Source organism: Bradyrhizobium sp. AUGA SZCCT0176, assembly GCF_018130145.1.
Lineage (GTDB): Bacteria > Pseudomonadota > Alphaproteobacteria > Rhizobiales > Xanthobacteraceae > Bradyrhizobium.
The window spans coordinates 279,965-302,481 of the sequence record NZ_JAFCMB010000003.1; the positions used below are offsets into that span (position 1 = coordinate 279,965).

Below are 22,517 nucleotides of genomic sequence, written 5' to 3' on the forward strand. Positions count from 1 at the left end.
ATTTTGCATGGAAATCACCGATGCCGGAAAACCGGAGCTCGCTTGTTCACGAAGGCATTCATGCCTTCCTTTTGGCCTTCCGTCGCGAATGCCGCCTGGAACAGGAGACGTTCATGTCGAAGGCCCTCTGAAAGGGATCCCTCGAACGCTCGGTTGACTGCCTCTTTGGCCATCTTGACCGCCGGCGCGTTGTAGCCGGCAATCGTATGCGCGGCTTCTAGAGCGGTCTGCAGCAAATCCGGACCGGGCACTACCCGCGCAACCATTCCGGCAGCCTTGGCTTCGACGGCCCCGATGGTGCGGCCTGTTAGCACCAAATCCATCGCCAGTGCTTTTCCGACAGAGCGGGCCAGCCGTTGCGAGCCCCCGATACCGGGCAATATACCGAGCTTGATCTCAGGTTGACCAAACTGAGCATCTTCGGATGCTATGATAAAGTCACAGAGCAGGGCCAGTTCGCAACCACCCCCCAGAGCAAACCCGCTTACCGCTGCGATGATCGGCTTCGAAATAGAGCTAACCTCGTCCCAGGACGCTAGAAAATCGCGCATGTAGAAGCTTCCGAACGACTTCTCCGCCATCTCGGCAATATCTGCGCCGGCTGCGAACGCCCGCGAACTACCCGTTATGACGATTGCGCCGATATGATCGTCGGTATCGAAGGTCTTCAAGGTCGTCAGCACTTCGACCGCCAACTGACTATTGAGAGCGTTCAGACTTTTGGGCCGGTTTAGCGTTATCAATCCGACGCGCTCTCGACGCTCGACGACGATGGTCTGCGGCTCGGGCAGCTTGGCAAGAAGCGCCGGTTCGACCGGCGGAAGAAGTGCTGCGTCGCCGCCAGAAATGGATGCGAGAGTGCTGGTCATTTGCCGTTTCCTTCTTTTCATTCTCGTCTTGTTCACTCGGCAGCGCTGAGCATCGGATCCGACAGCTCAGAACCGGTAACCGGCACTTCCTCAACGGAGGCCGTCGAATAGCCCGCACGGCCTGTCACCAATTTTCTCAGGATGGATTCTCGATGTTGGTTCAGGCCCGGGGCCAAGGCGGCCGACGTGACATCGTTCTCAGGATACCCTCCGATGCGGATCGGGCTACCCGCAGTTCGGATTGTGCGCTCCCCCTCGCCCTTGACCTTGATGATCATGTTGCGGGCCTTGAGCTGCGGGTGATCGAACAGTTTATCGATGGTGTTTATCGGCGAACACGGGACGCCAGCCTCGTTAAGACGTTCGATCCAATAGTCCATGGGCTGTGTTTTCGTGATCGCTTCGATGGCATCAATCAGAGACGGCCGGTTTCTGCAGCGAAGATCATTGCTCACGAATAGAGGATCGAGCGCGAGCTTCGGCCTACCGAGTGCGTCGGCCATTAGCATGAACAACGTGTCGTTACCGGCCGCGATAATGAACCGAGCGTCCTTGGCGGCGAAACTTTCGAACGGCGCAAGTGATGGGTGACTATCGCCCGTGCGGGTTGGCACCACACCCTCGACATCGAACCTCGCGAGCGCAGTCTCCATCAGGGCCGCTTGACAATCGAGCATGCCGATATCAACCCGCGTTCCTTGAGCGTTTTGGGTACGGCGGTAGAGTGATGCAATGATGCCTATCGTGGCAAACAGCGCAGCACCCAGGTCGCCGAAACTGGTACCGACACGCGCCGGTGGACCGTCGGGCCATCCGGTGAGGCTCATCACTCCTCCCATCGCCTGGACGACCATGTCGTACCCGGGTAAATCGCTGAAAGGACCGGTATGACCGAATCCAGAAATCGACGCATAAACGAGATGAGGGTGCGTTTTGGCGAGGCGGTTCGCGCCGTATCCCAAGCGATCCATGACTCCCGGTCGGAAATTCTCCACAAGCACATCCACTTCGTCGAGGAGCTGCTCTAGAAGATCCCTGTCGCGGGGAGATTTAATGTCGAGGACGATACTTTCCTTGCCCCTATTGAAGCACAGGAAGTATGCGGATTCGCCGTCAACAAAGGGACCGAATGCGCGCGTATCGTCCCCAGTGCCGAATTTTTCGACTTTTATGACCCGGGCGCCGAGATCTGCGAGAACCATCGTGCAATACGGACCGGCGAGCACGCGGGAAAAGTCGAGCACCGTGATCCCTTCGAGTGGACCTTTCTTGAGAGATTCAGAATTCGAGACGTGCATGATTTCGCTCCGAAGTGTTCTCGTCCCACGCCAGGTTCTTTACCCTACCTGAGTACGCTATTCGGCAGATTCGACTGCACGCTGAGCCATTACCTTGACCAAGTTGGCGCGGTACTCGGCTGTGCCGTGAATGTCCTCGAGAAGGCCATCCGGTGAGATTTTGACGCTGTCCAATGCTGCGGCGGACCAATTTGCTTTTAGCGCCTTCTCGATCTCGCCGACCCGCATCACGCCGCTCTGCGATGCTCCGGTGGCGACAGCTCGGACGTCGCCACCCTTGGACTGCGCCACGAAGACGCCCGTTAGTGCAAAACGAGACGCGGGATGACGAAACTTCGAATACCCGGCCTTGGCGGCAAGCGGGAACAACACTGCCGTGATCAACTCGCCGTCCTGCAGGGCGGTGGTGAAAATCCCCTTGAAGAAGTCATCAGCAGCGATGTCTCGCTTGTTCGTCCTGATTGTGGCGCCGAGCGCCAGCACGGCTGCCGGAAAGTCCGCCGCAGGATCGTTGTTGGCGATCGAGCCCCCGATGGTACCGCGTGCGCGCACCTGCGGATCGCCGAGCATGGAGGTGAGGCGGGCGATCGCGGGTATCGACTGCTTCACCTGCGTGCTGCTCATGATGTCGTAGTAGGTGGTTGCAGCCTTGATCATAAGTGTGCCGCCGGCGGCTTCGATGCCGATCAACGCCGGAATGCGGCCGATGTCGATCACGTTCGACGGCGCAGCCAGCCTCGATTTCATGACGGGGATCAACGTATGCCCCCCGGCAAGATACTTTCCATCTTCATTCTTCGCGAAGAGCGCGGCCGCCTCATCAATGCTCGATGGACGATGATAAATGGTCTCGTACATGACCTCTCCTTAAAAGTGTTCGTGCTGGGGGGCAGTCTGACCGTAACCACGCACGGACTTCATGCGCGGCCGCTTTGGATTGCATGCCACACGCGATCTGGGGTCGCCGGCATTTCGAGGCTGTTGTTGCCGATAGCATCGGTGATGGCGTTGATCACCGCGGCGGGCGCGCCGATAGCACCGGCTTCACCGCATCCCTTGATTCCGAGCGGATTGCCTGGGCACAGTGTCGTTGTGTGCTGCAGCTTGAACGAAGGAACGTCCTCTGCACGCGGCATCGCGTAGTCCATGTAGGAAGCGGTGACGAGCTGACCACTGTTGTCGTATACGGCCCTCTCAAGCAGCGCCTGACCGATGCCCTGAACAAGACCACCGTGCACCTGGCCCTCGACGATCATGGGATTGATCAAGCGACCGAAGTCGTCCACGGCAACGAAATCCACGAAGCTGGTTTTGCCCGTGGCTGCGTCCACGTCGACTTCGCAAACATAGGTGCCTGACGGAAAGGTGAAGTTGGTAGGGTCGTAAAATGCGCCTTCCTTCAGGCCAGGTTCCATACCGTCCGGCAGGTTGTGGCCCGTGTAAGCCGCCAGCGCCACGCTCGCGAGCGGCATCAATCTGTCGGTACCCGTCACCTTGAATGTGCCGTTCTCGATTACGATGTCGCTCTCCGAGGCCTCGAGCTGATGTGCCGCGATCTTCTTTGCCTTGGCCTCGACTTTCTCCATCGCTTTCACGATCGCGGATATTCCTACTGCACCCGATCGCGAACCATAGGTTCCCATCCCGAACTGCACCTTGTCGGTGTCGCCGTGCACGATCTGGATCTGGTTGGCAGGGATACCGAGGCGATCCGCGACAACCTGCGCGAAGGTCGTTTCGTGGCCCTGGCCGTGGCTGTGCGAGCCCGTGAGGACTTCGATGGTGCCAACCGGATTGACCCTGACCTCCGCGCTCTCCCACAGACCGACGCCAGCGCCAAGACTGCCGACCGCTTTTGACGGTGCGATGCCGCAGGCCTCGATGTAGCAAGAGAAGCCGATACCGCGGAGCTTGCCTTCCTTCTTCGCCTTCTCCTTGCGCGCAGGGAATCCGGCGTAATCGATCTCCTTCAGCGCGGCATCGAGCGAGGCATTAAAATCGCCGATGTCATATGCCATGATCACCGGTGTCTGGTGCGGGAACGAGGTGATGAAGTTCTTTCGGCGCAGTTCCGCCGGATCGACCTTGAACGTGCGTGCGGCAGTTTCAATTAGACGCTCTAGCAAATAGCTCGCCTCGGGCCGCCCTGCTCCGCGATAAGCATCGATTGGTGCGGTGTTGGTGTAGACGCCCGTTACTTCCGCGTAGATATTCGGGATGTTGTACTGGCCAGACAGAAGGGTGGCGTAAAGATACGTCGGCACCGAGGATGAGAAGAGTGACATGTAGGCGCCAAAATTGGCGTGTGTGTCGACGCGCAGCGCCAAGATCTTGTGATTCGCGTCGAAGGCCATCGTCGCCTTGGTTAGGTGGTCGCGGCCATGCGCATCCGTGAGAAAAGCCTCGGTGCGGTCCGAAGTCCATTTAACCGGCCGACCAACCTTCTTCGATGCCCAGAGAGCCACCATTTCTTCCGGATAGATGAAGATTTTGGAGCCGAAGCCGCCGCCGACATCCGGGGCGATTACGCGCAGTTTGTGCTCCTGAGCGATGTTGTAGAACGCCGAAAGCACGAGGCGGGCGACATGCGGGTTCTGAGAGGTCGTGTGCAGCGTGAAGTGCTCTTCTGCCTCGTTGTATTCGGCCAGCGCTGCACGCGGCTCCATGGCATTGGGAATCAGACGGTTGTTCTCAAGTTCGAACGTGACCTTGTGGGCCGCCTTCGACATCGCCGCGTCAACCGCCTTGTCATCGCCGATCGACCAATTGAAGACGGCGTTGCCCGCCGCTTCGGGATGGAGCTGTGGCGCGCCCGGCGCGATCGCCGCCTTGATGTCTGCAGCGGCAGGAAGCACTTCATAGTCGACGATGACGGCTTCCGCTCCGTCACGGGCCTGATTGCGCGTCTCGCCGATTACAACGGCTACCGCTTGGCCGACGAACCGCACTGTCTCCGGCGCCATTGCCGGCCAAGCTCCCATTTTCATTGGCGAACCGTCCTTTGAGTGGACCATCCAGCCGCAGATGAGGTTGCCGATCTTGTCATCGACCAATTCCCTGCCAGTGAGCACGGCAAGTACACCGGGCCGACCCATTGCTTCGGAAATATCGATGCCTTTCACCCTTGCGTGCGCGTGCGGGCTGCGAACGAAGTGCGCATAAGTCATGCCATGCACCCGTACGTCGTCGACATAACGGCCCTTGCCTGTGATGAAGCGCTTGTCTTCCTTTCGTGCGAGCCGTGCGCCGATTCCATCCGCTTTCATCGCGTTTCTCCTTGTCGTGCCGGCTTGCGAGGCTGCCCAATCATTGAGCGTTCACGAGGCGCGCCGGCTATTGGTTGAGCTTCAAGTTGCGTATGACGCCGACCATCATTCGGCGGCGCTTGCCATTTCCATGCGGCCGGCGGCGTCGAGCACTGACTTGACGATGTTGTGATATCCTGTGCAGCGGCAGATGTTGCCCTCAAGCTCCTGCCGCACGGTGGCTTCATCCAGCTTACCGCCATGCCGACGCACCATATCCACTGCAGCCATGATCATGCCGGGCGTGCAATACCCGCATTGCAAACCATGGTTGTCCCGAAACGCGGCCTGCATCGGATGAAGTTCGTTGTGCCCGGCAAGCCCTTCGATGGTTGTGACGTTCGAGCCATCAGCCTGACCGACAAGCACGGTGCAGGATTTTACGGCCCGCCCGTCAATGTGTACGGTGCATGCGCCGCACTGGCTGGTGTCACACCCGACGTGGGTACCCGTAAGCCCAAGGTTATCTCGGAGGAGATGAACCAGCAGCGTCCTATCTTCAACGTCGGCTGACACTGCCTTGCCGTTGACCGTCAAGCTGACTTTCCTGGTCACTATAGTCATCCTCCCGCTCCCTTTTATTAGACCGATCGTCTACTAACGTGCAAAAAAAACTACTTCCGAAGCATCTGGAAGAACCCATCGGAAAAAATTGTCAAAGGAAGTACGCTGCGTTCGAGTTTCGAACGGAGCACGGCACCTTCCCACCCGATCCAGAAAAACGAAGCCAACTGATCGCAGTCCAAGTGCGATGCAATCTCACCCTGCTCTTGAGCTTCGCGCAAGCATGTCGCTGTACGGTTCTGCCAGTCCTCGAAGACCGCGGTAAGTTGCCGACGGTAGTTCTCGGGTAGAGCCCCCATCTCTTGTCCCAAATTGCCGACCAGACAGCCGCGCGTGAAGGAATATCGCTTCATTCCAGCCTTTGATTCGGCAGTAAAATCCCGAAGACGCTGCAGCGGACGGCTCTTGCCGTTAAGCAGGAACCGATCCAGCCTGCGCGCGAAGTACTCTGCATAGGAGCGAATAAGCTCCGCGCCGAAGATCTCCTTGGATCCGAAGTAATGGTAGAATGACCCCTTCGGTACCGCGACGCTCTGGAGTATCTCCTCGATACCAGTAGCAGAGAAGCCCTTTTCCGTTAATGCGATCACTCCGGCGCGCATCAAGGCATCACGCGTGGCGCTGTAACCCGCTCCGACTTTTGGAGGGCGGCCCCGACGGCGAATAGGCTGAGAAGTCGTCATGATGATTTCATAGACCGATCGGCTAGAAAATGCAAGCCCGGGTGATTTCGGTCCGCTATAGCGAGATGACCGTCGGCGCGGAAAGCGGCCTGTGGCGGAACCTACGGTGCCTTGCGGCGAGACTATCATGCATCGAAGCCGCTGGAAGCGCGTCCGCGACACTCGATACGAATTGATTGGTTGCCGAACCATCATCGCCACTTGTGCGACTCCTACTAAAGACTTGCGGAAAACATGACCACAGGAGATCGGCGAATTTGGTCCCCCGCAGCGCCGAAAAACTGTCGAAGCGGAAAGCAGCTAGTTAGACGCACACATCTCAACCTTTACGCCGCAGCGAGCTTTGCCGAAGGAGGCCCTGAACGCAGGATGGTCCGAGCCGGATTCAGCGAAATGTTCAGAAGCCTACGTTCCGCCCGCCGTCTACGTGCAGTATCTCCCCCGTTACGAACGGAGCTGTTTCGAGATACATGATCGCTCCCGCAATGTCCGACACGTCCCCTATCCTGCCGACCGGGTGCAGTGTGGCGAGCAACGCGTGTCTCTCTTCGGGATGCATCGGTGTCTTGATAACTCCCGGGGCGACCGCATTCACCCGAATACCTCTCGATGCGTATTCAATCGCAAGAGAGGTGGTCGCGTAGTTCAATCCGCCCTTTGTCAAGGCTGCAAGAACAGCGGGTAGCTTCGAACTGGGTTGGTCGGCGAGACTAGCCGTGATGTTGACAACGTGGCCACTGCCTCGCTTCAGCATATGCTCGATCGCCCGCTGAGTGAGATAGAAGAAACCCGCGAGGTTAGTACCAAGCACCCGGTTGTAATCTTCGGCCGAGTAGTCGGTGAAAGGCCTTGCAACGAAAACACCGGCGTTGTTCACGAGCGTGTCGATCCGGCCAAACTTGGCAACGGCTTCTGCGACGACCAGGTCCGCGGTTTTCGGATCGGCGATGTCACCGATTATTGTAAGCACGTCCGGATCCCCCGAAGGCTTTATCGATCGTGACGTGGCAACGACGCGATAGCCCTTCCTGCGAAATTCCTTGACCACCTCGGCGCCGATGCCCTGCGACGCGCCGGTTACGATGATAACTTTGTCTTCGGCCATCGGCACCCCGTCATTCCGCTCCTCGGGATTGCGTCTGTTTACCCGCTACCCATGTAGGCCGGCGTAGACGCGGTCAGGTCCACCGACAATAGCCGCCGGCCGGGAGACACTCTTTCGCAACGCGGATGAATGCTGGTCCAATCGGATGGGGCGCCGCTTGCCAGGGCGAGATGAATGTGACTTGAGGAGGGCGTTCCAAGCTCCAGCGAAGCGCGGAGCTAACGGCTGCAGGCTGGGGAAGAACTTGTTCGTGTATCCGTGGACGTTAGACGACTCGCCAGACTTGGTTTCGCTCTTCGACCTAGAAACTACCCAGCAGACGGCGAGCGTGAGGGGGACCGTGAAGAGTGCCGGCGAGTCGTAAAAATCGCAGGACCCAAGTTCAACACTTTGGACCAAATTGTTGACCCCGTCGCAGTCAAAGCAACGGAAGAAATCAGGCCGAACGCGCCTCCGACGATCGCGCCACGTGTCGTGAGCCCGTCCCAGTAAATAGCCAATACCAACTGGGGAAAGTTCGAGCTGACTGCGATGGCCGTGGCGAGCGCAAGGAATTAGGCGACATTTTGTCCTTCGAACGCGAGTGCAAGCATTATTCCGAGCAGGCCCAACGCCATCGCAGCGATTCGCGAGACGTGAAGTCTCATGCCCTCGTTGAGTTGCCGACCAGGCCGGCGACGAGATCACTAGTGGCCGACGAGGCACCCGCTATAACCAATCCGGATGCAACTGCCAGGATGGTGGCGAATGCAACAGCCGAGATAAAGCCGGCCAAAATGCTTCCGCCGACGGCCCTCGCTAGATGGATCGGTGCTAGGTTATTTCCGCCATAGAGCGCACCGCTGGTGGTAGCATAGGCTGGATCGCCACCTGTGGGCCCATCTCAATCATGCTGCGCGTTCTCCTCTTCGTCCCCGGACGCGTAACCACCACGCATCAAGGCCCGCACAACATTCAGGATCACGGACGCAAACCGTGTGAAGATGTTTCACCTTGATGCGACATTGCGACGAATAGGTTCGCGCTTCACAATCAAATCACTGGTGCGGACGTCGATCAGTTGTGCGGGCGGGGACGGGACGCAATTGCCATGTGGATCGTCAACGACGATGTGAGTCCCCATGACGCCCGTCAATGTCGAGTCGGGATTTCCCCACATCACGCGACCTGCTTCGTGATGATTATGTGCAGAGCAGCATCACGATCACGAACAACGAGCAGATAATACCAAGCCCGATGCTCAGAACAAACAACGCGTCTTCCACCTGAGCTGACATCAATTCGTCCATTCGTCCACGCCCTCACCATGTGCGGGCATTTCCATAAGAGACGGAGGAAGAGGTCGGCCGCGTTCCTTGAAACGTTCGACCAGCTGATCCTTCGTGTGTGAAGGACCGGCATCGGTGATCCGTCCTTGCCGCAGGAGCGCGATGCTCCCACACGCAATAATGAACAAGACCGCAAAGAACTGCCCGATCAGACACGTCGCATAGAAAACCGAGACGCGCGCGGCCCTTTCGTCATTGCCGATGCGCAATTTCGCCTTGATCGATCCTTGGAACGAGTACTCAGGTAAGTAGCTTGCGCTCGCTTGGCAGCAACTGCTGCAAAGCGCCTGGCTACTTTTTTGCCGCTGCCCGCCGGCGATATTCGGGTGCAGGCAATCCGCCCCAGCCCCAGTTCTCCAATTCGACTTCTTCGACAATGACGAACGTCGATTCGAGGGGCTTGTGAAGAACGTCAAGCAGGAGGTTACTTGCTCCAGCGATCAGAGCGGCCTTTTCCTCGGCCGTTACTCGGTCACGTCCGGCACCAGACCCCTCCCGCGTAACTCGGATTGTGACGATCGGCATTGGGGCGCTCCTTCATGACCGGCGCTTTGAATCACTGTCCAAATACCTGCGCACACACTGCGTAACGTTTGTTCCAGCTCGCAGGTGCTGCCGGAGGCTTGCCTGAAGCCAACAACTGCAACGTAACACCAAGACACGAAGGCCAAAATGTCTGCCGTTAGGAAGTCACTCTTCCTGTAGACGGAAGAATGGCGCTCGTAGATGCCGGCGCGTGCCTGCGAAGCACAAGTCGACGCGGCCGGAGGATTCGCAACGCGGCGATTCGCGGTGAGGCATGATTAGCGTGCCCGGCGATGAAGGGAATTTGCAGGACGCGGCTGGTCGCTATCCAACGCGGATGCTCGCGTGTCCGGGGTGGACAGCTAAGGATTCGCGCCCGTCCCGATCAAGCTTTGCTTGCTTTTCTTAGCGAGGCTGTCTCGCTTCCTGGCGATAGAGACAGTTGCAACGCTCGCTCCATGAAGCATTGCAGCGCGGACGATACGAATGCATCGCGACGGTGGATGAAAACCGTCATGGCCTTTCCGGATTCTCCGCGAAGGGCGTGCCCGCGTACCTGGCCCGCCTCAGCAAAGGATTTGATGACGGCCCTGGGAAGAAGCGAAATTCCAAGTGACGCTGCAACGCAGCCGATGATGCCGTCCAGAGTCCCCATCTCCATCCACCTGATATCGACAGTTCCATGCTGAGCAAGAAGTTCCTGGATCCGGCGGCGATACGAACATCCGGCGCGGAAGACAATGACCTTTCGCCCGGCCGTTTGCGATAGATATTTCTTGAGCTGAAGGCGCGTTTGAACAGAAGGCGGCGTTACAAGGACGAGTTCTTCCTCCAATATCGGAATCGAGACAATATCCTCATGGACAAGGGGGCCACAAACGAACGCACCGTCGAGCTTTCGCGCCAGCACCAGGTCAATCAATGCTGACGTGGGCCCGGTCTCGATCTTAATATCAACATCCGGATACTGGGCAGCGTAGCTCCTCAGGATCGGCGGCAAGCGCAAAGCTGCCGTGGTTTCCATCGATCCTATCCGGAGATCACCCCGTGGCCCGGCTTCGGTAACGGCCTTCCTCGCCTCGGTGAGAAGATCCGCTATCCTTGTTGCGTATGGCAAAAGCGTGTTGCCGACGGACGTCAACACGACGCCCTTCTTGGAGCGGTAGAAAAGCCGAACGCCGAGTTTCATCTCCAGGGCCCGGATATGGGAAGTGACGTTGGACTGCACCGTGTTCAGCTCGGATGCGGCCCGCCCTATCCCACCAGCCACCGCCACCGCTGAAAAGAAAGCCAAATCGGTGCTATCCATTTTGGTCATCTCCAATTCAGATGAAGATCATCTAATCTTATCACTTTTTCGCTGTCAATTCACCTTCTACGATTGCGCATCCTGAGGCGCGGTCACCGCCATTTTCGAAAGAGAAGATAAATGAGCATTCAGACAAGGCTTACAGAGTTCTTTGCCATCGAGCATCCGATCATCCTTGCTCCAATGACGCCGGCAGCGGGCGCCGAGCTCGCCGAAGCCGTAACCGAAGCCGGCGCATTAGGCCTGCTAGGCGGTGGATATGCGGAGCGTGAGCAGTTTACGCGTGAATCCGCCAAGGTCCGACGGAAGGATATCGGCGCGGGGTTCATCACATGGGCGCTGGCGAAAGATCCAGGTCTCCTGGATGTCGCCCTCGAACAACACCCGCGCGCGATGATGTTGTCCTTTGCCGATCCCGCGCCGTTCGCGCGACGGATCAAGGACGCCGGCGTTCCCCTAATCTGCCAAGTGCACAACTTGGATCAGGCCCTTCGAGCTGCCGAGGTCGGCGCGGACGTGGTCGTTGCACAAGGAACGGAAGCAGGTGGCCATGGAATGATTGCAAGATCGACGATGCCGTTCGTACCCACGGTCGTTGATGCACTTGCGAGTCGCGCACCCAAAGTCATGGTTGCCGCCGCTGGTGGCATCTCGGACGGACGCGGCTTGGCCGCGGCGCTGATGCTAGGAGCAGACGGTGTGCTGATGGGTAGCCGGTTCTGGGCGACCCAGGAGGCCCTGATACATCCGAAGGCAAAGGCTAAAGTGGTCGCTGCCTCGGGCGACGAAACCGTTCGCACGAGCGTCTACGACATCGTGCGACGGCGAGAATGGCCATCCGGATACACCGGCCGCCTTCTCCGCAATGAATTCATCGAGAAATGGCACGGACGGGAGGCGGAACTCGAAGCGATGAAAAACGAAGAACTCGCTAGAGTCGAAACCGCTTGGGAAGCAGGCGACTACGATACGGCGAACGTAACCGTCGGGGAATCAATCGGACTGATCCAGGACATCCCACGAGCCGGAGAATTGGTGAAGCGCATTGCAGCCGAGGCCGAGTTCGCGCTCTCCCGCTATTCGCCAGGCTCTTTAGTCGTCGCTGCCTGACGAGGAGACCTTACAGGGGAGCCTGGACGCCGCCGAGGCCGCCATTGATGACAGATCTCCCACGCCGCCGCAGCTATGCGGCGGCGTGCGTTTTATGGGTCCCTCGAATGCCTTTGGGGAACGGCCTAACCTTCGCCCGCTCCATCCTGACAACCGCCGAGGTGATCGCAGCCTCGCCGAAAGCATCCCGTTCAAAAGAACGAACCCCAATGATTGTGCTCTCGAAGACGCCTGTTGCAAGGTGGACAAACCCATCCGGAGCGCTCCGTCGTGAGTGGGACTTTGATAGCGACATCGGCGCCCTTGTCCAGAGCACTCGCCTGCGTCTGCGCTGCTGATCTCGTTTTATTACGCGATTGCGGCACGATCTTCTTTTCTTACTTGCGCAATATCCTGATGACCCTCTCTTCCCTGAACTAGTTCGGCTGGTTGTCTGCCGTTCTTCCGCGGCCTGCCTGCCAGAACGATTACAAAAGCCCTAACGTTGAAGCCTTGAGAGTTGCGGCCGCGCGCGTTGAACAGTCCAACTTCCTGAAGATGCTCTCCACGTGAGTACGCACGGTGCTCGGACTTAGCCCAAGCACCCGCGCCGTCTCTTTATTGCTCGCTCCATAACTGACGTGACGCAGCACCTCTAACTCACGTTTGGAGAGAGATGCACGGTGCCCTTTCCGTTGGCCTGCCGTGCTCCTTGGGTTTAGACTTTCGGTAACAAGTTGACTAATCTCTGGATCAAAGCGTCCAAGCTGCGCTTCGCCTCTAATGTGCGCGGATGCCGATTCAGCCGATATTGCGGCTCGCCATGGTCGGTCGGAACGAAGCGCGACCCAAGCCGCTGCGACCGCTACAATGTGGCCCTCCACGGGAATCGATTGGCGAGCGCTCCCGCGAAAATATCCCGAGCCGTCGGCACGCTCATAGGTAAACGAGGCAATCTCCGCTGCCCGGTTAAGCCTATCAATCTGCTTGCCAGCGCGCAGCGTCCAATACGGAGCAAGACGGACCTTCTCCCACGCGGCTTCCGACAGCGGTCCCGGCACATTCCAGATATCGTTTGGCGTCGAGGCGCGACCTATCCCATGGATCAGGCCCGCGTGGTATACGTTGGCTACTTTGTCGGGGGCCAATCCGAGCCGCACGGAACAATCGGCCGCTGCGTTCGCCACCCGTCTTGAAAAGCCTGTCATCCAGGGAAGTTTGAGGTCAATAATATCGGCCACCAACTCGACGCTTGTCGCTTTTTTCATTTCTTCCGTTAGCAACATGTCATGTAGTTTAGCGCTTGGTTCTTGCTTAATCGCGGTCAACCAACGCTCCGCGTTCATCGTAACGTTGCGAACAAGCGCGAGCGGGTAGTTTACGCCAGCTCGGCGGGCAATCATTTGTAACGCTCGATCGATGCCATATACTCGGCTGAAGATTTCCAGATCCCCAGCTAACGAGACCATGAATACTGACGGCGGAATACGCTCTGCCTCCAGACGGTTAGGCATTCCACTCCCATCATAAGCTTCCCAGAGATGGAAAAGTGTTTGTTCTGTCGCCTCGTCAAGGTTCAGCATTCGCGCAACCTCTCTCGAGACTTCGCAATGAATCTGTGCAAGCGGAACCATGGTTCTGTCCATGCCACCCTTCTCTTGGACGAGCGCAGACCATTCGGGCCGAGCCGAAAGCATGGCCTCCCGCCCGGACACGTCGTCCCCGAAGAGCGCTGCAAATCCGTTGGCTGTTGCTGTGCAACCCGACCACCGAAGTAGCGCTGCTTGCCGAACCGCTCTGCGTTCGGCAGTGCTGCACTTTTCGGAGACGGCGATCTGGTCAGAAATCCACGCCGCGCGTATCGAGTGATCGATGGGCTGCCCCATGCTAAGGTCGCCCACAAAAGACAGCGCCCTTACAACGTCGAATACGCGGATCGAAGAGGCTGTATTCAATCCAATCAACAACGCTTGGTGGCTGTATTGCCTGGCGCCGCTCCTTCCCGCGTCTCGTTGATGTTCACATACGACATAATTTTCTCCTTGAGAAACGTGCGTTGCGGCGCCGTCGTTGGCGTTTGAGTTCAAAGGATCTCCAACAGCCAGTGCGAGGACCATCGTCGACATCGCGAAGGTCACCGACGTCGGACTTGGCTTAGCCCTCTGCGCATCAGCGCCCGGGCTTGGGGCGCAGTCGTCGATCCAGATACTTCCCATTATCGAGGTGGTATCTCGAACGTATGGCCACGGGACCATCTTGCCAACGTGATGGTCCACGATCCTTTGAGAAATGACGTTTCCTGCCGGTAACCAGAGCCCGACCCGACGTAAGGGACGAGAATTGCGGGAGCCAACCGGCATCAACGACACAGCTCGCTACGAATCTAACGGTCAGGGCTCCAGTCGGACGGCAAGAACGAGGATTGCTCGAACAGCTGATCAGAGCGGTGCCTCGCTGTCGTTCAACGATCTGGTACCATCGATTTCGTACCGACCGGCTCTATGGCCGCTCTATGCACTCAGCTAAAGGCGTAAATCACAATCGCGACGGCTGAATGCAATCACGTGCTTTTACAGCTGAAACCGAACTAGCGATCAACATTCCGCACTCTCAGCGGCGGAAGTGACCTCCATAGGTCACTGGAATGGCGACTTCCTCCCTTGACTTGCCGGGGTCTGTGACCCCGGCTCTTTTTTTGAGGCAGACAATTCCAACCGTGAACGATGCACGTTTCTTCCGAACACGGCGATGTTACTGAACAGGGTCTGCCGCACGACCGATGCGCCGGTTGCGACAACCGCGGCGCGACTACGCGTGCGACTCTCTTTACCTCAAGACTGTTCGTTGCGACGGCTATGTGTTTGGAGAACACGTCGCCGGCGTCCTTCGGGAGGTACTCTTCCGCACGTCGATCGAACTGTTCAACATCTCCAGTTTGAAGCGAGGGATCGGCAATGTCGACGAAGACACCGACTTTGGGCTTAGAGACGCGCTCCTCTTGACGAGTCTTCAAGAGGTAGGAGCACCTGGAATCTAATCCAGGGCCTTATCAGAACGCATTGTTTCTTCGCGCGCCGCTTTCCGTCAATCTTCCTGTCTCGGCCGCGCTTGCAGCTTGGCTTTTTAGCTTTTCGGCGACTTTGACGACCGCTTGGATTGCGGCTACGAGTTCCATGCCAAGCTCCGTGAGCGCATACTCGACGGAAGGAGGCGACGTCGGCATCACGCTTCGAACGACGACGCGTTCGGCTTCCAGATCGCGAAGGCGCCCGCTCAGCACCTTCGCGGAAATCGACGAAAGGTCGGTTCGCAACTCGCCAAACCGACGTGGTCCAGCGCTCAAATGCCAGATGATATTCGGCGTCCAGGCCCCACGAAGCAGCGACATGCATTCTGTCAACGCGCAGGATGGCGCCGGCGGCGGCGTCCTGTTCTTTCGCATTTTGAGCACCATGGTCGGCCTCTTCCGGTAACCAGATGGAAACCTGAGAGTCGATGTAACCCCAGGTCATGGGATTTCCAAGAGCGATTTTTCTACCAATCAATCGACAGGTCGTGACGTGTGGAATTGCCAGAGACGATATGGCTCGGAAAGTGCTAGGTCCACCAGCCGTGGCGCGAGACGTAATAAGGTGCGTTGGGCGCGGCCGAGCCGCGGGTCGGCATGTGAGCCTCAATGTTGCATTCCATGGAACACTGTCTGCCGAGCGGCGAGCCTTCATCCGTCGCCCGGTAGGGTGTAAATCATTCTCGGGAAGATGCTGCTCCTGATAGTGTGGTCTGAGGCGGGCGCGACACGAACGTCTCAAGCCGTTTGAATAGTTGTATGGAATTACAAATCGATAGGGTTATGCGCGTCATGGACAACGGGAAGAGACTTGCACTCAACGTGCAGATGCTGTTTGACAGGCTGCTTACGCGTTTCTGGCTACAAGCCTTGCGGTCGACTTGCTTCGCGTCCCGCCGGCTTGGACACGACACGCAGCCGGCCAACACGATCTGCGATTGTCTTGTGTAAGCGCCACGGGTTATCCGCGCGTCTCTAGGTAGACTGACGAGGATGATAACGTCGCCGAACGACGTTTTTCGAGAATTGTTCGAACCGCGCAAAGATTTCTCTTAGCGGTTCGCGTTTGTTCTGGCTTGGGGGGGTGACGCGCTCGACAAGGAGCGAGCATCACTCTGAACACCAGCCGTGTCTCAAGTTAGACCGGCAGGTGGTTTGAAGCTTTCGAGATCACAGGCATACAGCTCTCGATCGTGACGATGGAGGCCTCAGTCGTTGGTTAAATCGCGCACTCGGTCTTCGTTGACCAGCGTTCGTTCATGCAAATCATTACCTTGAGGCGTGACCGAGACTCTTTGACCTGCTAAATCGATGCAAGCATGGTGAACTTCGACGAACGCCGGGTTTGATAATCCGCAGATCGAGGCATCCAAGGTCGATTTCGGATCCTAACAATTGACGGTCGTCGTACAACGAGCAACCTAGTCTTAATGTGAGGCCAGGCTACTCTGCCGATCGGATCATAAGTAGGCTTGGGACTTGTGATCAATTGCGTGTGCGTGATCGGATCTGGAAGCCGTCAAAGCTCGATTCGGCGACCTGCCACCAAGCATATTGATCGCTACGAAACATCGCCATTTGCTCGTAAAGCTTCTTGAAGTTCGGATTGCTGGCGGACGTTTCCGTATAAACCTCGTTCGCGGCCCGCAATGAAGCCTCCATGATTGACTGTGGAAATGGGCGCAGCTGCGTGCCGCTTGCAATCAATCGCTTCAGAGCGGGCGGATTGTAAGCATCGTAACGTGCCAGCATGGTCTCATTCGCCAACGACGATGCCGACTTGATGATCGATCGGTAACCTGCCGGCAGAGAATCCCATTTCTGAAGATTGACGAGGTTGTGGAGCGCTGGCCCGCCCTCCCACCAGCCGGGAAAATAGTAATGCTTCGCGACCTTCTGGAAACCAAGCTTTTCATCGTCGTAGGGACCGATCCACTCCGCAGCGTCGATGGTCCCCTTCTCTAGCGATGGGTAAATATCGCCGGCCGCCAGCTGTTGGGGCACGACGCCAAGTTTGGTCAAGACCCGCCCCGCAAAACCGCCAATGCGCATCTTTAGCCCACTCAAATCTGATGGTTCCTTAAGTTCCCTTCGGAACCAGCCGCCCATCTGACAGCCGGTGTTGCCAGCCAAGAGCGCAATTACGTTGTAAGGTTTCAAAAATTCGTTGAAGAGTTCGGAGCCGCCGCCAACCTGGAGCCACGCCGTTTGCATGCGGCTGTTTAGTCCGAACGGAACCGACGTGCCGAATGCGAAAGTCGGATCCTTACCGATGTAGTAATAGGTAGCGGTGTGTGCCATCTCCACGGTGCCATTGGATACTGCGTCCAGTGCCTGCAAGCCCGGAATGATTTCGCCGGCGGCGAATATCTGAATCTGGAATTTGTTGTCGGTGGCTTCGGCAACGGCTTTGACGAAGACTTCCGATGCACCAAAGATGGTGTCGAGCGATTTCGGGAAGCTCGAGGTCAGCCGCCATTTGAGTTCGGGGGTGGACTGGGCCAAGGCTGGGGAGCTCACGGTTGCGGCCGCGACGCCGAGACTAGCCGCCTTGAAGAAATCGCGCCTCTTCATTAACTGCTCCTTGCTGCTTGGATGCGGATGGGATTTCGCGAACGATGTGTCGCGCCTAGCCACCGTAACGGATTGGTACAGTTCAGCGCCCCAGGATAGACGGAGCACTCGTAGTCGGGACTGGGCCGGCGGCGACGCCGTTGGCCGGAAGGTCGGTTAGGCAACGCGATACCGGGTGAGCACGGCAATATCCGGTTCGATCCCGAGCCCGGGTCCCCGCGGCACGGCGATCCTGCCATCCTTCAGGTTGATCATCGCGGCGAACGGCGACGCCTCGAGATCCACGTACACCCGCTCTATCTGGACTGCGTAGGGAAGTGTTGCCGCAAGGTGCAGGGTGGCTGCGAAACCTGGACCGAAATACGGGGAATGCGGCGCGACCGTTACATTGTGCGCATCTGCCAGCACGAAGACCTTCTGCATTTCGGTGATGCCGCCGATCTTCGTAACGCTCGGCTGGACGTAGCTCACCGCATCCTTTGAGAGCATCGTCGAGAATTCGCGGACCGATCCAACGTTTTCACCCGCCGCGATCGCGATGCCGGATTCGCGATTGAGTTCGGCAAGAGCGGAGAAATTTTCTGGCGGCCAAATCGGCTCCTCCAGCCACATGATGTTGCAATCGGCCATCTGCCGCGCCATGGCTTTGGCCTGTTGGAGTGTCCAGGGACAGTTGGTGTCGACGGTGAGCGCAACATCGGGGCCGATTGCCGCGCGCGCTGCACGAATGGGCGCCATCTCGATCTCATGAAGTTTGACCGCCGCATAGCCCTTGTCTACGGCTCGGGCCGAGATTTCGGCAACGATATCGGGTCCGCGATAAGGCAACAGGCTGGCGTAGGCCTCGAATGCGAGACGTCGAGCGCCGCCGAGCAGCTCGTGAATGGAAAGGTTGTTGGCCTTGCCCCAAATATCCCACAACGCGATTTCGATTCCCGCCAGAGAATAGTTCACCGTGCCATTGCGTCCGAAAAGATGAAGCTTGTAGCGGACCTCGTCGAGCATCGCCGAAAACCCCGCGACCTCGCGTCCGATCAGATGCGGACTAACGATGTCGGCAATGGTCGTTCTGGTAGCGGGAATGATCCCATACCCCCAGGCTTCTCCCCATCCCACCAGACCGTTGTCGGTTTCGATCCTTACGACCAGCATGTCGTAAGATGTCCATGGCTTGTCACCAAACCCTTGGCTGGAGGCTCCGGCATCGAAGGGAATCTTCAGCACAATTGGTTCGATCGTTTTAATTTTCATGAAAAGGGCTTCTCAGAAGTGGAGCAGCAGCTTGGAAAGGGCGTGGGTCAGCAGCACCGACTTCAGCGCGTGAAGAAGGTTTGCGGGCATCGGAGCCTGTTGCGCGCGAAGCTATTTCTTACGCGGATCGTTCGCCGGATCGATGTAGTGGAGGCCCAGCGGCCCGATGGCGCTAACCTGGGATACATACTCCCCGGATTTCGCCCAGTGAAAATGCGGAGTGTTGCCCGGCAATACAATGACACTGCCCGGAGCATAGGCTTTCAGGGCGGCGGGATCGTATTTGTCCCCGATGCCGATGTAGAACACCCCAGAAATTACGGTGTAGATGCGATCCTCGGGATGGCTGTGCGGCATGATCTTAGCGTCCGCCGGTACCTTCACTCGAACCACGAACGGAGCCGGCTTCTGTGGGTCTCCGACGACGATGGCAAGGCGCACTGTTTCGGGAAACGCGGGGAACGACTTCCACTGGATGTTCTCCGACAGCACGGCGTCGAACTCCTTCGGAGAAATCCCCTGCGCCTGCACTGGGGCGATCGACGAAATACAGATCAATGCTTGAGCGAATAATGCAAAACCCACTGCGCGTTTCATATGAAGGTTCCTCTTCAAGTGTATGGTGGCAGCCCTAGCACGTTTGTAGCTATCCACCGTGCTTCGACCCCGCTGCCCGCAAAGAATCTGGTTACCGCCAAGTAACGTGAAACGATGGTTTATTGGGATTATCATCACGCGTCTTTTTTGTGCGAACGCTAAACCAATGCGAGCGGACACAAAGGTGAGGCGGCCAAGATGGGAACGGTGTCATGTCACGGCCGACACACTAATCTCGTTGGCAAAGCCGTGATGGAACAATGCTCATTTGTTTGATCTTCCGTTCCTCGAGGAGCCGCTGCCGGATGGCCGGACTCGAGACGCGTCGCCTCTCGGGCCGGCCCTCTCCGCAAGACTGAATCCGGCTCATTCAATGGCCGGCGCTTTGACCACCATCGACGTGAAGGATCTCGCCCGTAACGAAACCTGCGGCCTCGAGGTAGAGGACCGCATCCATGATGTCGCGAACGTCACCCATGCGCTTGACGGGATGGAGCCCGGAGAGAAACTCGTGGGTGTCCGGAGAATGCATCGGGGTCTTGATTACGCCAGGCGAAACGGCGTTCACCCGAATTCCCTTGGATGCGTATTCGATGGCGAGCGCCTTGGTGGCCGAATTGATGCCGCCCTTCGTCAGATTAGCCAGCACAGTGGGAACAGTGGAGATCGCCTGATCCGTCAGGCTGGTGGTGATGCTGACGATATGTCCGGATCCCTGCTTCAACATTTCGGCAGCAGCCCGCTGGGTCATATGGAAGAAGCCCGCGACATTGGTCGCAATCTTCGTCGCGAAGTCCTCAGCTGTGTACTCCGTGAAGGGCTTGGCGATAAAAATGCCGGCATTGTTCACGAGCGTATCAAGCCGCCCAAACCGCGAGATGGCCTGCTTTACGGCACGATCAGCTGTCGCAGGATCACCAATATCGCCCGGCACAGCAAGAATGTCGGGGTCGCCGCTCTGCTTAATTGAGCGGGACGTTGCCACGACTCGGTAGTTGCGATCGCGGTAAGCTTTGACCAGACCGGCGCCGATACCTTGCGATGCGCCAGTTATGATGGCGACCTTCTGCTCATTACTCATGTGTTTTTGCCCTATGATTTCTCCGGACGACGCGATTGCGTCCCGGCGGTCGTGTGGACCCGTCTCACCATTTAGGGGGTTTGGTGTGCTAACTGAATTGCCGCTGTTCGGCAGGTACTCTTCCTGCAGTCGGAAGAATTGAGGATAGCCCTCACGTCCTCAGAGCGTCGGCCTCCGCAGAGAGCCTCGCGAACTCGGCTCGCAGGCGCGGGACTGCAAAGTCCACAAAGGCGCGAACCTTTGGCACTGACATTCGGCCTTGTGGAGTGATCAGGTGAACCGGAAGCGGGAGATTTTCGGCATTACGCAGCACGATCTTTAGCGATCCCTCCTGCACACGCTCGGCTACGTGGTAGGTGTAAAGCCGCGTAACGCCATGACCGTCGACCGCCGATGCGAGTGCAGCGCGAACGCTGTTAACGACAAGCCTCGGTTTGAAGTGAATTGAACGGGCGATCGAGCTACCGGTGGCCGGCGGAAAGATCCAAGCGTCATGCCCGAAATGCGTTGTGGTGATGATGCGGTGCTTTAGCAGGTCGGCGGGTTCCGCAATGCGGGGATGCTCGGCCAGATATCTCGGCGAGGCAACGATGACCCGCTTCACATCTCCTCCAATACGCACGGCGACCATCGAGGAGTCGGGAAGTTCTGCGACGCGCAGGGCGATATCGATTCCTTCCTCGACGAGATTGGAGTAGCGGTCGAGCAGGATGAGATTTACTGAAACGGCGGGATAGGCGTCCAGGTAGGCATCGATGACCGGTCGCAAGATTTCTTCACCGCTGATTGGCGGTGCAGTGATGGTCAGTGTCCCCCGTGGGGCGCTGCGCTCACTTGCAGCACAAAGGTCGGCCTCTTCGAGATCCAATAGGACACGCCGGCATGCCGAAGCATAGCGCTCGCCTGCGTCGCTGAGCTTGATGGTGCGGGTGGTGCGGTGAAGAAGTTCGGCCCCGACATGACGCTCCAGAAAGGCAATGGCGCGACTGACGGCAGCCGGCGACCGTCTGAGCCGGCGCCCCGCGCCAGCCAGGCTGCCCTCATCCAGGGCCGCCACGAACACCTTCATTGCTTCAATGCGATCCATGCACATTCTTCAAAAACGTGGAATACCGATAATACATCGGATATTTTGGTGTTCTGAGCAAGGATGGATGCCCGTCAATTCAGTCTAAGCTCACGTTGGCACCTTTTGGCTGACCTACCTCGCCCTGCGCAGCCCAGCCAGACTACCGTCAGAGCCCATGGTGCTGCTGCACCTATATGCGATGTCCACGCTCCGGGTCAGGATCGCCATTCGGCGGTCATGGGGAAAGACAACCATTCTGGCATCATATAGCGAGGTCCGCTTTAGCCCAGAAAGTCTCGTATTCCGGCTTTCAATTGGCTCCAGCTCATTCCCGCAATCCGGCCTACGCCGGCTTTTTTGCGCTACCATGATAGAAGCTGCCGGTGCAGCGTTCTCGCGACAGGCCTGTCCATCATTCCTCGACGTGGGTCAGGCTCTTCGTAATCACGCGCCATTCGCCGGTTTGGCGAATGAAGGAAAGGAAATTGAAGTAGTTGAATCCCAGCATACGGACATGCAGTTTAGCCGACGCTATATTTGAGGCCACATCCAGCGATATCAGCTCCATCTGGACGCGCTCACCGAGCTTTTCCGGGGACTCGCGAGAAGCGACGCCATCCAGATAGGCCTCGACAGTCTTGTAATAGGGTTGCTGATGGATTTCGCCTACCACGACAGCACGCGAGTCAAACACCGAACGCAGCATTTCAACGTCGCCTCGGAACAAACCATCAAAATAGCGGCCTACAAGCGCGGCGATATTCCTGTGATCTTCGATCATGTCTGCTCGCCCATTCAATACG

General features: G+C 57.7%; 19 protein-coding genes and 1 pseudogene. 1 reads left to right on the plus strand and 19 read right to left on the minus strand.

Translation table 11 applies throughout. The annotated features are described in order from the left end of the window. Positions 1-14: 14 nt before the first annotated feature. The 11 genes and pseudogenes from JQ600_RS09565 to JQ600_RS09615 form a co-directional block, all read right to left on the minus strand. Positions 15-869: an enoyl-CoA hydratase gene (locus JQ600_RS09565; RefSeq protein ID WP_212489832.1), complete on the minus strand. Its 855-nt coding sequence runs from the start codon at positions 867-869 to the stop codon at positions 15-17. Positions 870-901: 32 nt separating this feature from the next. Further along, complete coding sequence (locus JQ600_RS09570; RefSeq protein ID WP_212489833.1) at positions 902-2,167, minus strand: CaiB/BaiF CoA-transferase family protein; 1,266 nt, start codon at positions 2,165-2,167, stop codon at positions 902-904. A gap of 57 nt (positions 2,168-2,224) precedes the next feature. Then, positions 2,225-3,025, minus strand: coding sequence for a xanthine dehydrogenase family protein subunit M (locus JQ600_RS09575; protein ID WP_212263013.1), 801 nt, complete (start codon positions 3,023-3,025; stop codon positions 2,225-2,227). A 59-nt stretch (positions 3,026-3,084) separates the two neighbouring features. Then, positions 3,085-5,433 (minus strand): xanthine dehydrogenase family protein molybdopterin-binding subunit, encoded by a 2,349-nt coding sequence (locus JQ600_RS09580; protein ID WP_212263014.1) that lies wholly within the window; start codon positions 5,431-5,433, stop codon positions 3,085-3,087. Positions 5,434-5,538: 105 nt separating this feature from the next. Then, a complete protein-coding gene (locus tag JQ600_RS09585; RefSeq protein WP_212263015.1) occupies positions 5,539-6,036 on the minus strand; it encodes a (2Fe-2S)-binding protein in 498 nt (165 codons plus the stop codon). Between the two features lie 50 nt (positions 6,037-6,086). Further along, positions 6,087-6,719 (minus strand): TetR/AcrR family transcriptional regulator, encoded by a 633-nt coding sequence (locus JQ600_RS09590; RefSeq protein ID WP_249135779.1) that lies wholly within the window; start codon positions 6,717-6,719, stop codon positions 6,087-6,089. A gap of 397 nt (positions 6,720-7,116) precedes the next feature. Beyond that, positions 7,117-7,824 carry an SDR family NAD(P)-dependent oxidoreductase gene (locus JQ600_RS09595; RefSeq protein ID WP_212263016.1) on the minus strand — a complete coding sequence of 236 codons (708 nt, stop codon included), beginning with the start codon at positions 7,822-7,824 and terminating at the stop codon, positions 7,117-7,119. Positions 7,825-8,467: 643 nt separating this feature from the next. After that, positions 8,468-8,659 (minus strand): annotated as a pseudogene (locus JQ600_RS37555) (sodium:solute symporter family transporter); the annotation flags it as partial. 441 nt (positions 8,660-9,100) lie between these two features. Further along, on the minus strand, positions 9,101-9,361 hold the full coding sequence (locus JQ600_RS09605; protein ID WP_212489834.1) for a hypothetical protein: 261 nt from the start codon (positions 9,359-9,361) through the stop codon (positions 9,101-9,103). An 82-nt stretch (positions 9,362-9,443) separates the two neighbouring features. Beyond that, positions 9,444-9,677: a 4-oxalocrotonate tautomerase family protein gene (locus JQ600_RS09610; protein ID WP_212489835.1), complete on the minus strand. Its 234-nt coding sequence runs from the start codon at positions 9,675-9,677 to the stop codon at positions 9,444-9,446. Between the two features lie 385 nt (positions 9,678-10,062). After that, on the minus strand, positions 10,063-10,986 hold the full coding sequence (locus tag JQ600_RS09615) for a LysR family transcriptional regulator (RefSeq protein WP_212489836.1): 924 nt from the start codon (positions 10,984-10,986) through the stop codon (positions 10,063-10,065). A 120-nt stretch (positions 10,987-11,106) separates the two neighbouring features. On the opposite strand from JQ600_RS09615, the gene JQ600_RS09620 reads away from it, so the two are divergent. Next, positions 11,107-12,096 carry a nitronate monooxygenase family protein gene (locus JQ600_RS09620; protein WP_212489837.1) on the plus strand — a complete coding sequence of 330 codons (990 nt, stop codon included), beginning with the start codon at positions 11,107-11,109 and terminating at the stop codon, positions 12,094-12,096. Positions 12,097-12,563: 467 nt separating this feature from the next. Here the strand turns inward: JQ600_RS09620 and JQ600_RS09625 are convergent, their stop codons facing one another. From JQ600_RS09625 to JQ600_RS09660, 8 genes are all read right to left on the minus strand, one after another. Next, the gene (locus JQ600_RS09625; protein ID WP_212489838.1) at positions 12,564-14,201 is read right to left on the minus strand and encodes an HD domain-containing phosphohydrolase; all 1,638 of its coding nucleotides are present in this window, start codon (positions 14,199-14,201) and stop codon (positions 12,564-12,566) included. A gap of 923 nt (positions 14,202-15,124) precedes the next feature. After that, positions 15,125-15,529, minus strand: coding sequence for a helix-turn-helix domain-containing protein (locus JQ600_RS09630; protein WP_212489839.1), 405 nt, complete (start codon positions 15,527-15,529; stop codon positions 15,125-15,127). Between the two features lie 1,098 nt (positions 15,530-16,627). Beyond that, complete coding sequence (locus tag JQ600_RS09635; RefSeq protein WP_212489840.1) at positions 16,628-17,716, minus strand: TRAP transporter substrate-binding protein; 1,089 nt, start codon at positions 17,714-17,716, stop codon at positions 16,628-16,630. A gap of 156 nt (positions 17,717-17,872) precedes the next feature. Next, positions 17,873-18,967 carry a mandelate racemase/muconate lactonizing enzyme family protein gene (locus JQ600_RS09640; RefSeq protein WP_212263022.1) on the minus strand — a complete coding sequence of 365 codons (1,095 nt, stop codon included), beginning with the start codon at positions 18,965-18,967 and terminating at the stop codon, positions 17,873-17,875. Positions 18,968-19,078: 111 nt separating this feature from the next. Continuing rightward, entirely contained in the window at positions 19,079-19,564 is a 486-nt protein-coding gene (locus tag JQ600_RS09645; RefSeq protein ID WP_249135780.1) for a cupin domain-containing protein, read from the minus strand. 370 nt (positions 19,565-19,934) lie between these two features. Continuing rightward, on the minus strand, positions 19,935-20,645 hold the full coding sequence (locus JQ600_RS09650; RefSeq protein ID WP_212263023.1) for an SDR family NAD(P)-dependent oxidoreductase: 711 nt from the start codon (positions 20,643-20,645) through the stop codon (positions 19,935-19,937). Between the two features lie 151 nt (positions 20,646-20,796). Next, positions 20,797-21,732, minus strand: coding sequence for a LysR family transcriptional regulator (locus tag JQ600_RS09655; protein ID WP_212263024.1), 936 nt, complete (start codon positions 21,730-21,732; stop codon positions 20,797-20,799). 394 nt (positions 21,733-22,126) lie between these two features. Beyond that, positions 22,127-22,495 (minus strand): nuclear transport factor 2 family protein, encoded by a 369-nt coding sequence (locus JQ600_RS09660; RefSeq protein ID WP_212263025.1) that lies wholly within the window; start codon positions 22,493-22,495, stop codon positions 22,127-22,129. Between the last annotated feature and the right edge of the window lie 22 nt (positions 22,496-22,517).

What these genes read in the sequence shown, in the direction of transcription:
- JQ600_RS09565 (WP_212489832.1), bottom strand. Translation starts at nt 869, where the DNA reads ATGACCAGCACTCTCGCATCCATTTCTGGCGGCGACGCAGCACTTCTT.
- JQ600_RS09650 (WP_212263023.1), bottom strand. Translation starts at nt 20,645, where the DNA reads ATGAGTAATGAGCAGAAGGTCGCCATCATAACTGGCGCATCGCAAGGT.
- JQ600_RS09625 (WP_212489838.1), bottom strand. Translation starts at nt 14,201, where the DNA reads ATGTCGACGATGGTCCTCGCACTGGCTGTTGGAGATCCTTTGAACTCA.
- JQ600_RS09645 (WP_249135780.1), bottom strand. Translation starts at nt 19,564, where the DNA reads ATGAAACGCGCAGTGGGTTTTGCATTATTCGCTCAAGCATTGATCTGT.
- JQ600_RS09590 (WP_249135779.1), bottom strand. Translation starts at nt 6,719, where the DNA reads ATGACGACTTCTCAGCCTATTCGCCGTCGGGGCCGCCCTCCAAAAGTC.
- JQ600_RS09620 (WP_212489837.1), top strand. Translation starts at nt 11,107, where the DNA reads ATGAGCATTCAGACAAGGCTTACAGAGTTCTTTGCCATCGAGCATCCG.
- JQ600_RS09610 (WP_212489835.1), bottom strand. Translation starts at nt 9,677, where the DNA reads ATGCCGATCGTCACAATCCGAGTTACGCGGGAGGGGTCTGGTGCCGGA.
- JQ600_RS09660 (WP_212263025.1), bottom strand. Translation starts at nt 22,495, where the DNA reads ATGATCGAAGATCACAGGAATATCGCCGCGCTTGTAGGCCGCTATTTT.
- JQ600_RS09595 (WP_212263016.1), bottom strand. Translation starts at nt 7,824, where the DNA reads ATGGCCGAAGACAAAGTTATCATCGTAACCGGCGCGTCGCAGGGCATC.
- JQ600_RS09585 (WP_212263015.1), bottom strand. Translation starts at nt 6,036, where the DNA reads ATGACTATAGTGACCAGGAAAGTCAGCTTGACGGTCAACGGCAAGGCA.
- JQ600_RS09580 (WP_212263014.1), bottom strand. Translation starts at nt 5,433, where the DNA reads ATGAAAGCGGATGGAATCGGCGCACGGCTCGCACGAAAGGAAGACAAG.
- JQ600_RS09630 (WP_212489839.1), bottom strand. Translation starts at nt 15,529, where the DNA reads ATGGTGCTCAAAATGCGAAAGAACAGGACGCCGCCGCCGGCGCCATCC.
- JQ600_RS09640 (WP_212263022.1), bottom strand. Translation starts at nt 18,967, where the DNA reads ATGAAAATTAAAACGATCGAACCAATTGTGCTGAAGATTCCCTTCGAT.
- JQ600_RS09575 (WP_212263013.1), bottom strand. Translation starts at nt 3,025, where the DNA reads ATGTACGAGACCATTTATCATCGTCCATCGAGCATTGATGAGGCGGCC.
- JQ600_RS09635 (WP_212489840.1), bottom strand. Translation starts at nt 17,716, where the DNA reads ATGAAGAGGCGCGATTTCTTCAAGGCGGCTAGTCTCGGCGTCGCGGCC.
- JQ600_RS09570 (WP_212489833.1), bottom strand. Translation starts at nt 2,167, where the DNA reads ATGCACGTCTCGAATTCTGAATCTCTCAAGAAAGGTCCACTCGAAGGG.
- JQ600_RS09615 (WP_212489836.1), bottom strand. Translation starts at nt 10,986, where the DNA reads ATGGATAGCACCGATTTGGCTTTCTTTTCAGCGGTGGCGGTGGCTGGT.
- JQ600_RS09655 (WP_212263024.1), bottom strand. Translation starts at nt 21,732, where the DNA reads ATGGATCGCATTGAAGCAATGAAGGTGTTCGTGGCGGCCCTGGATGAG.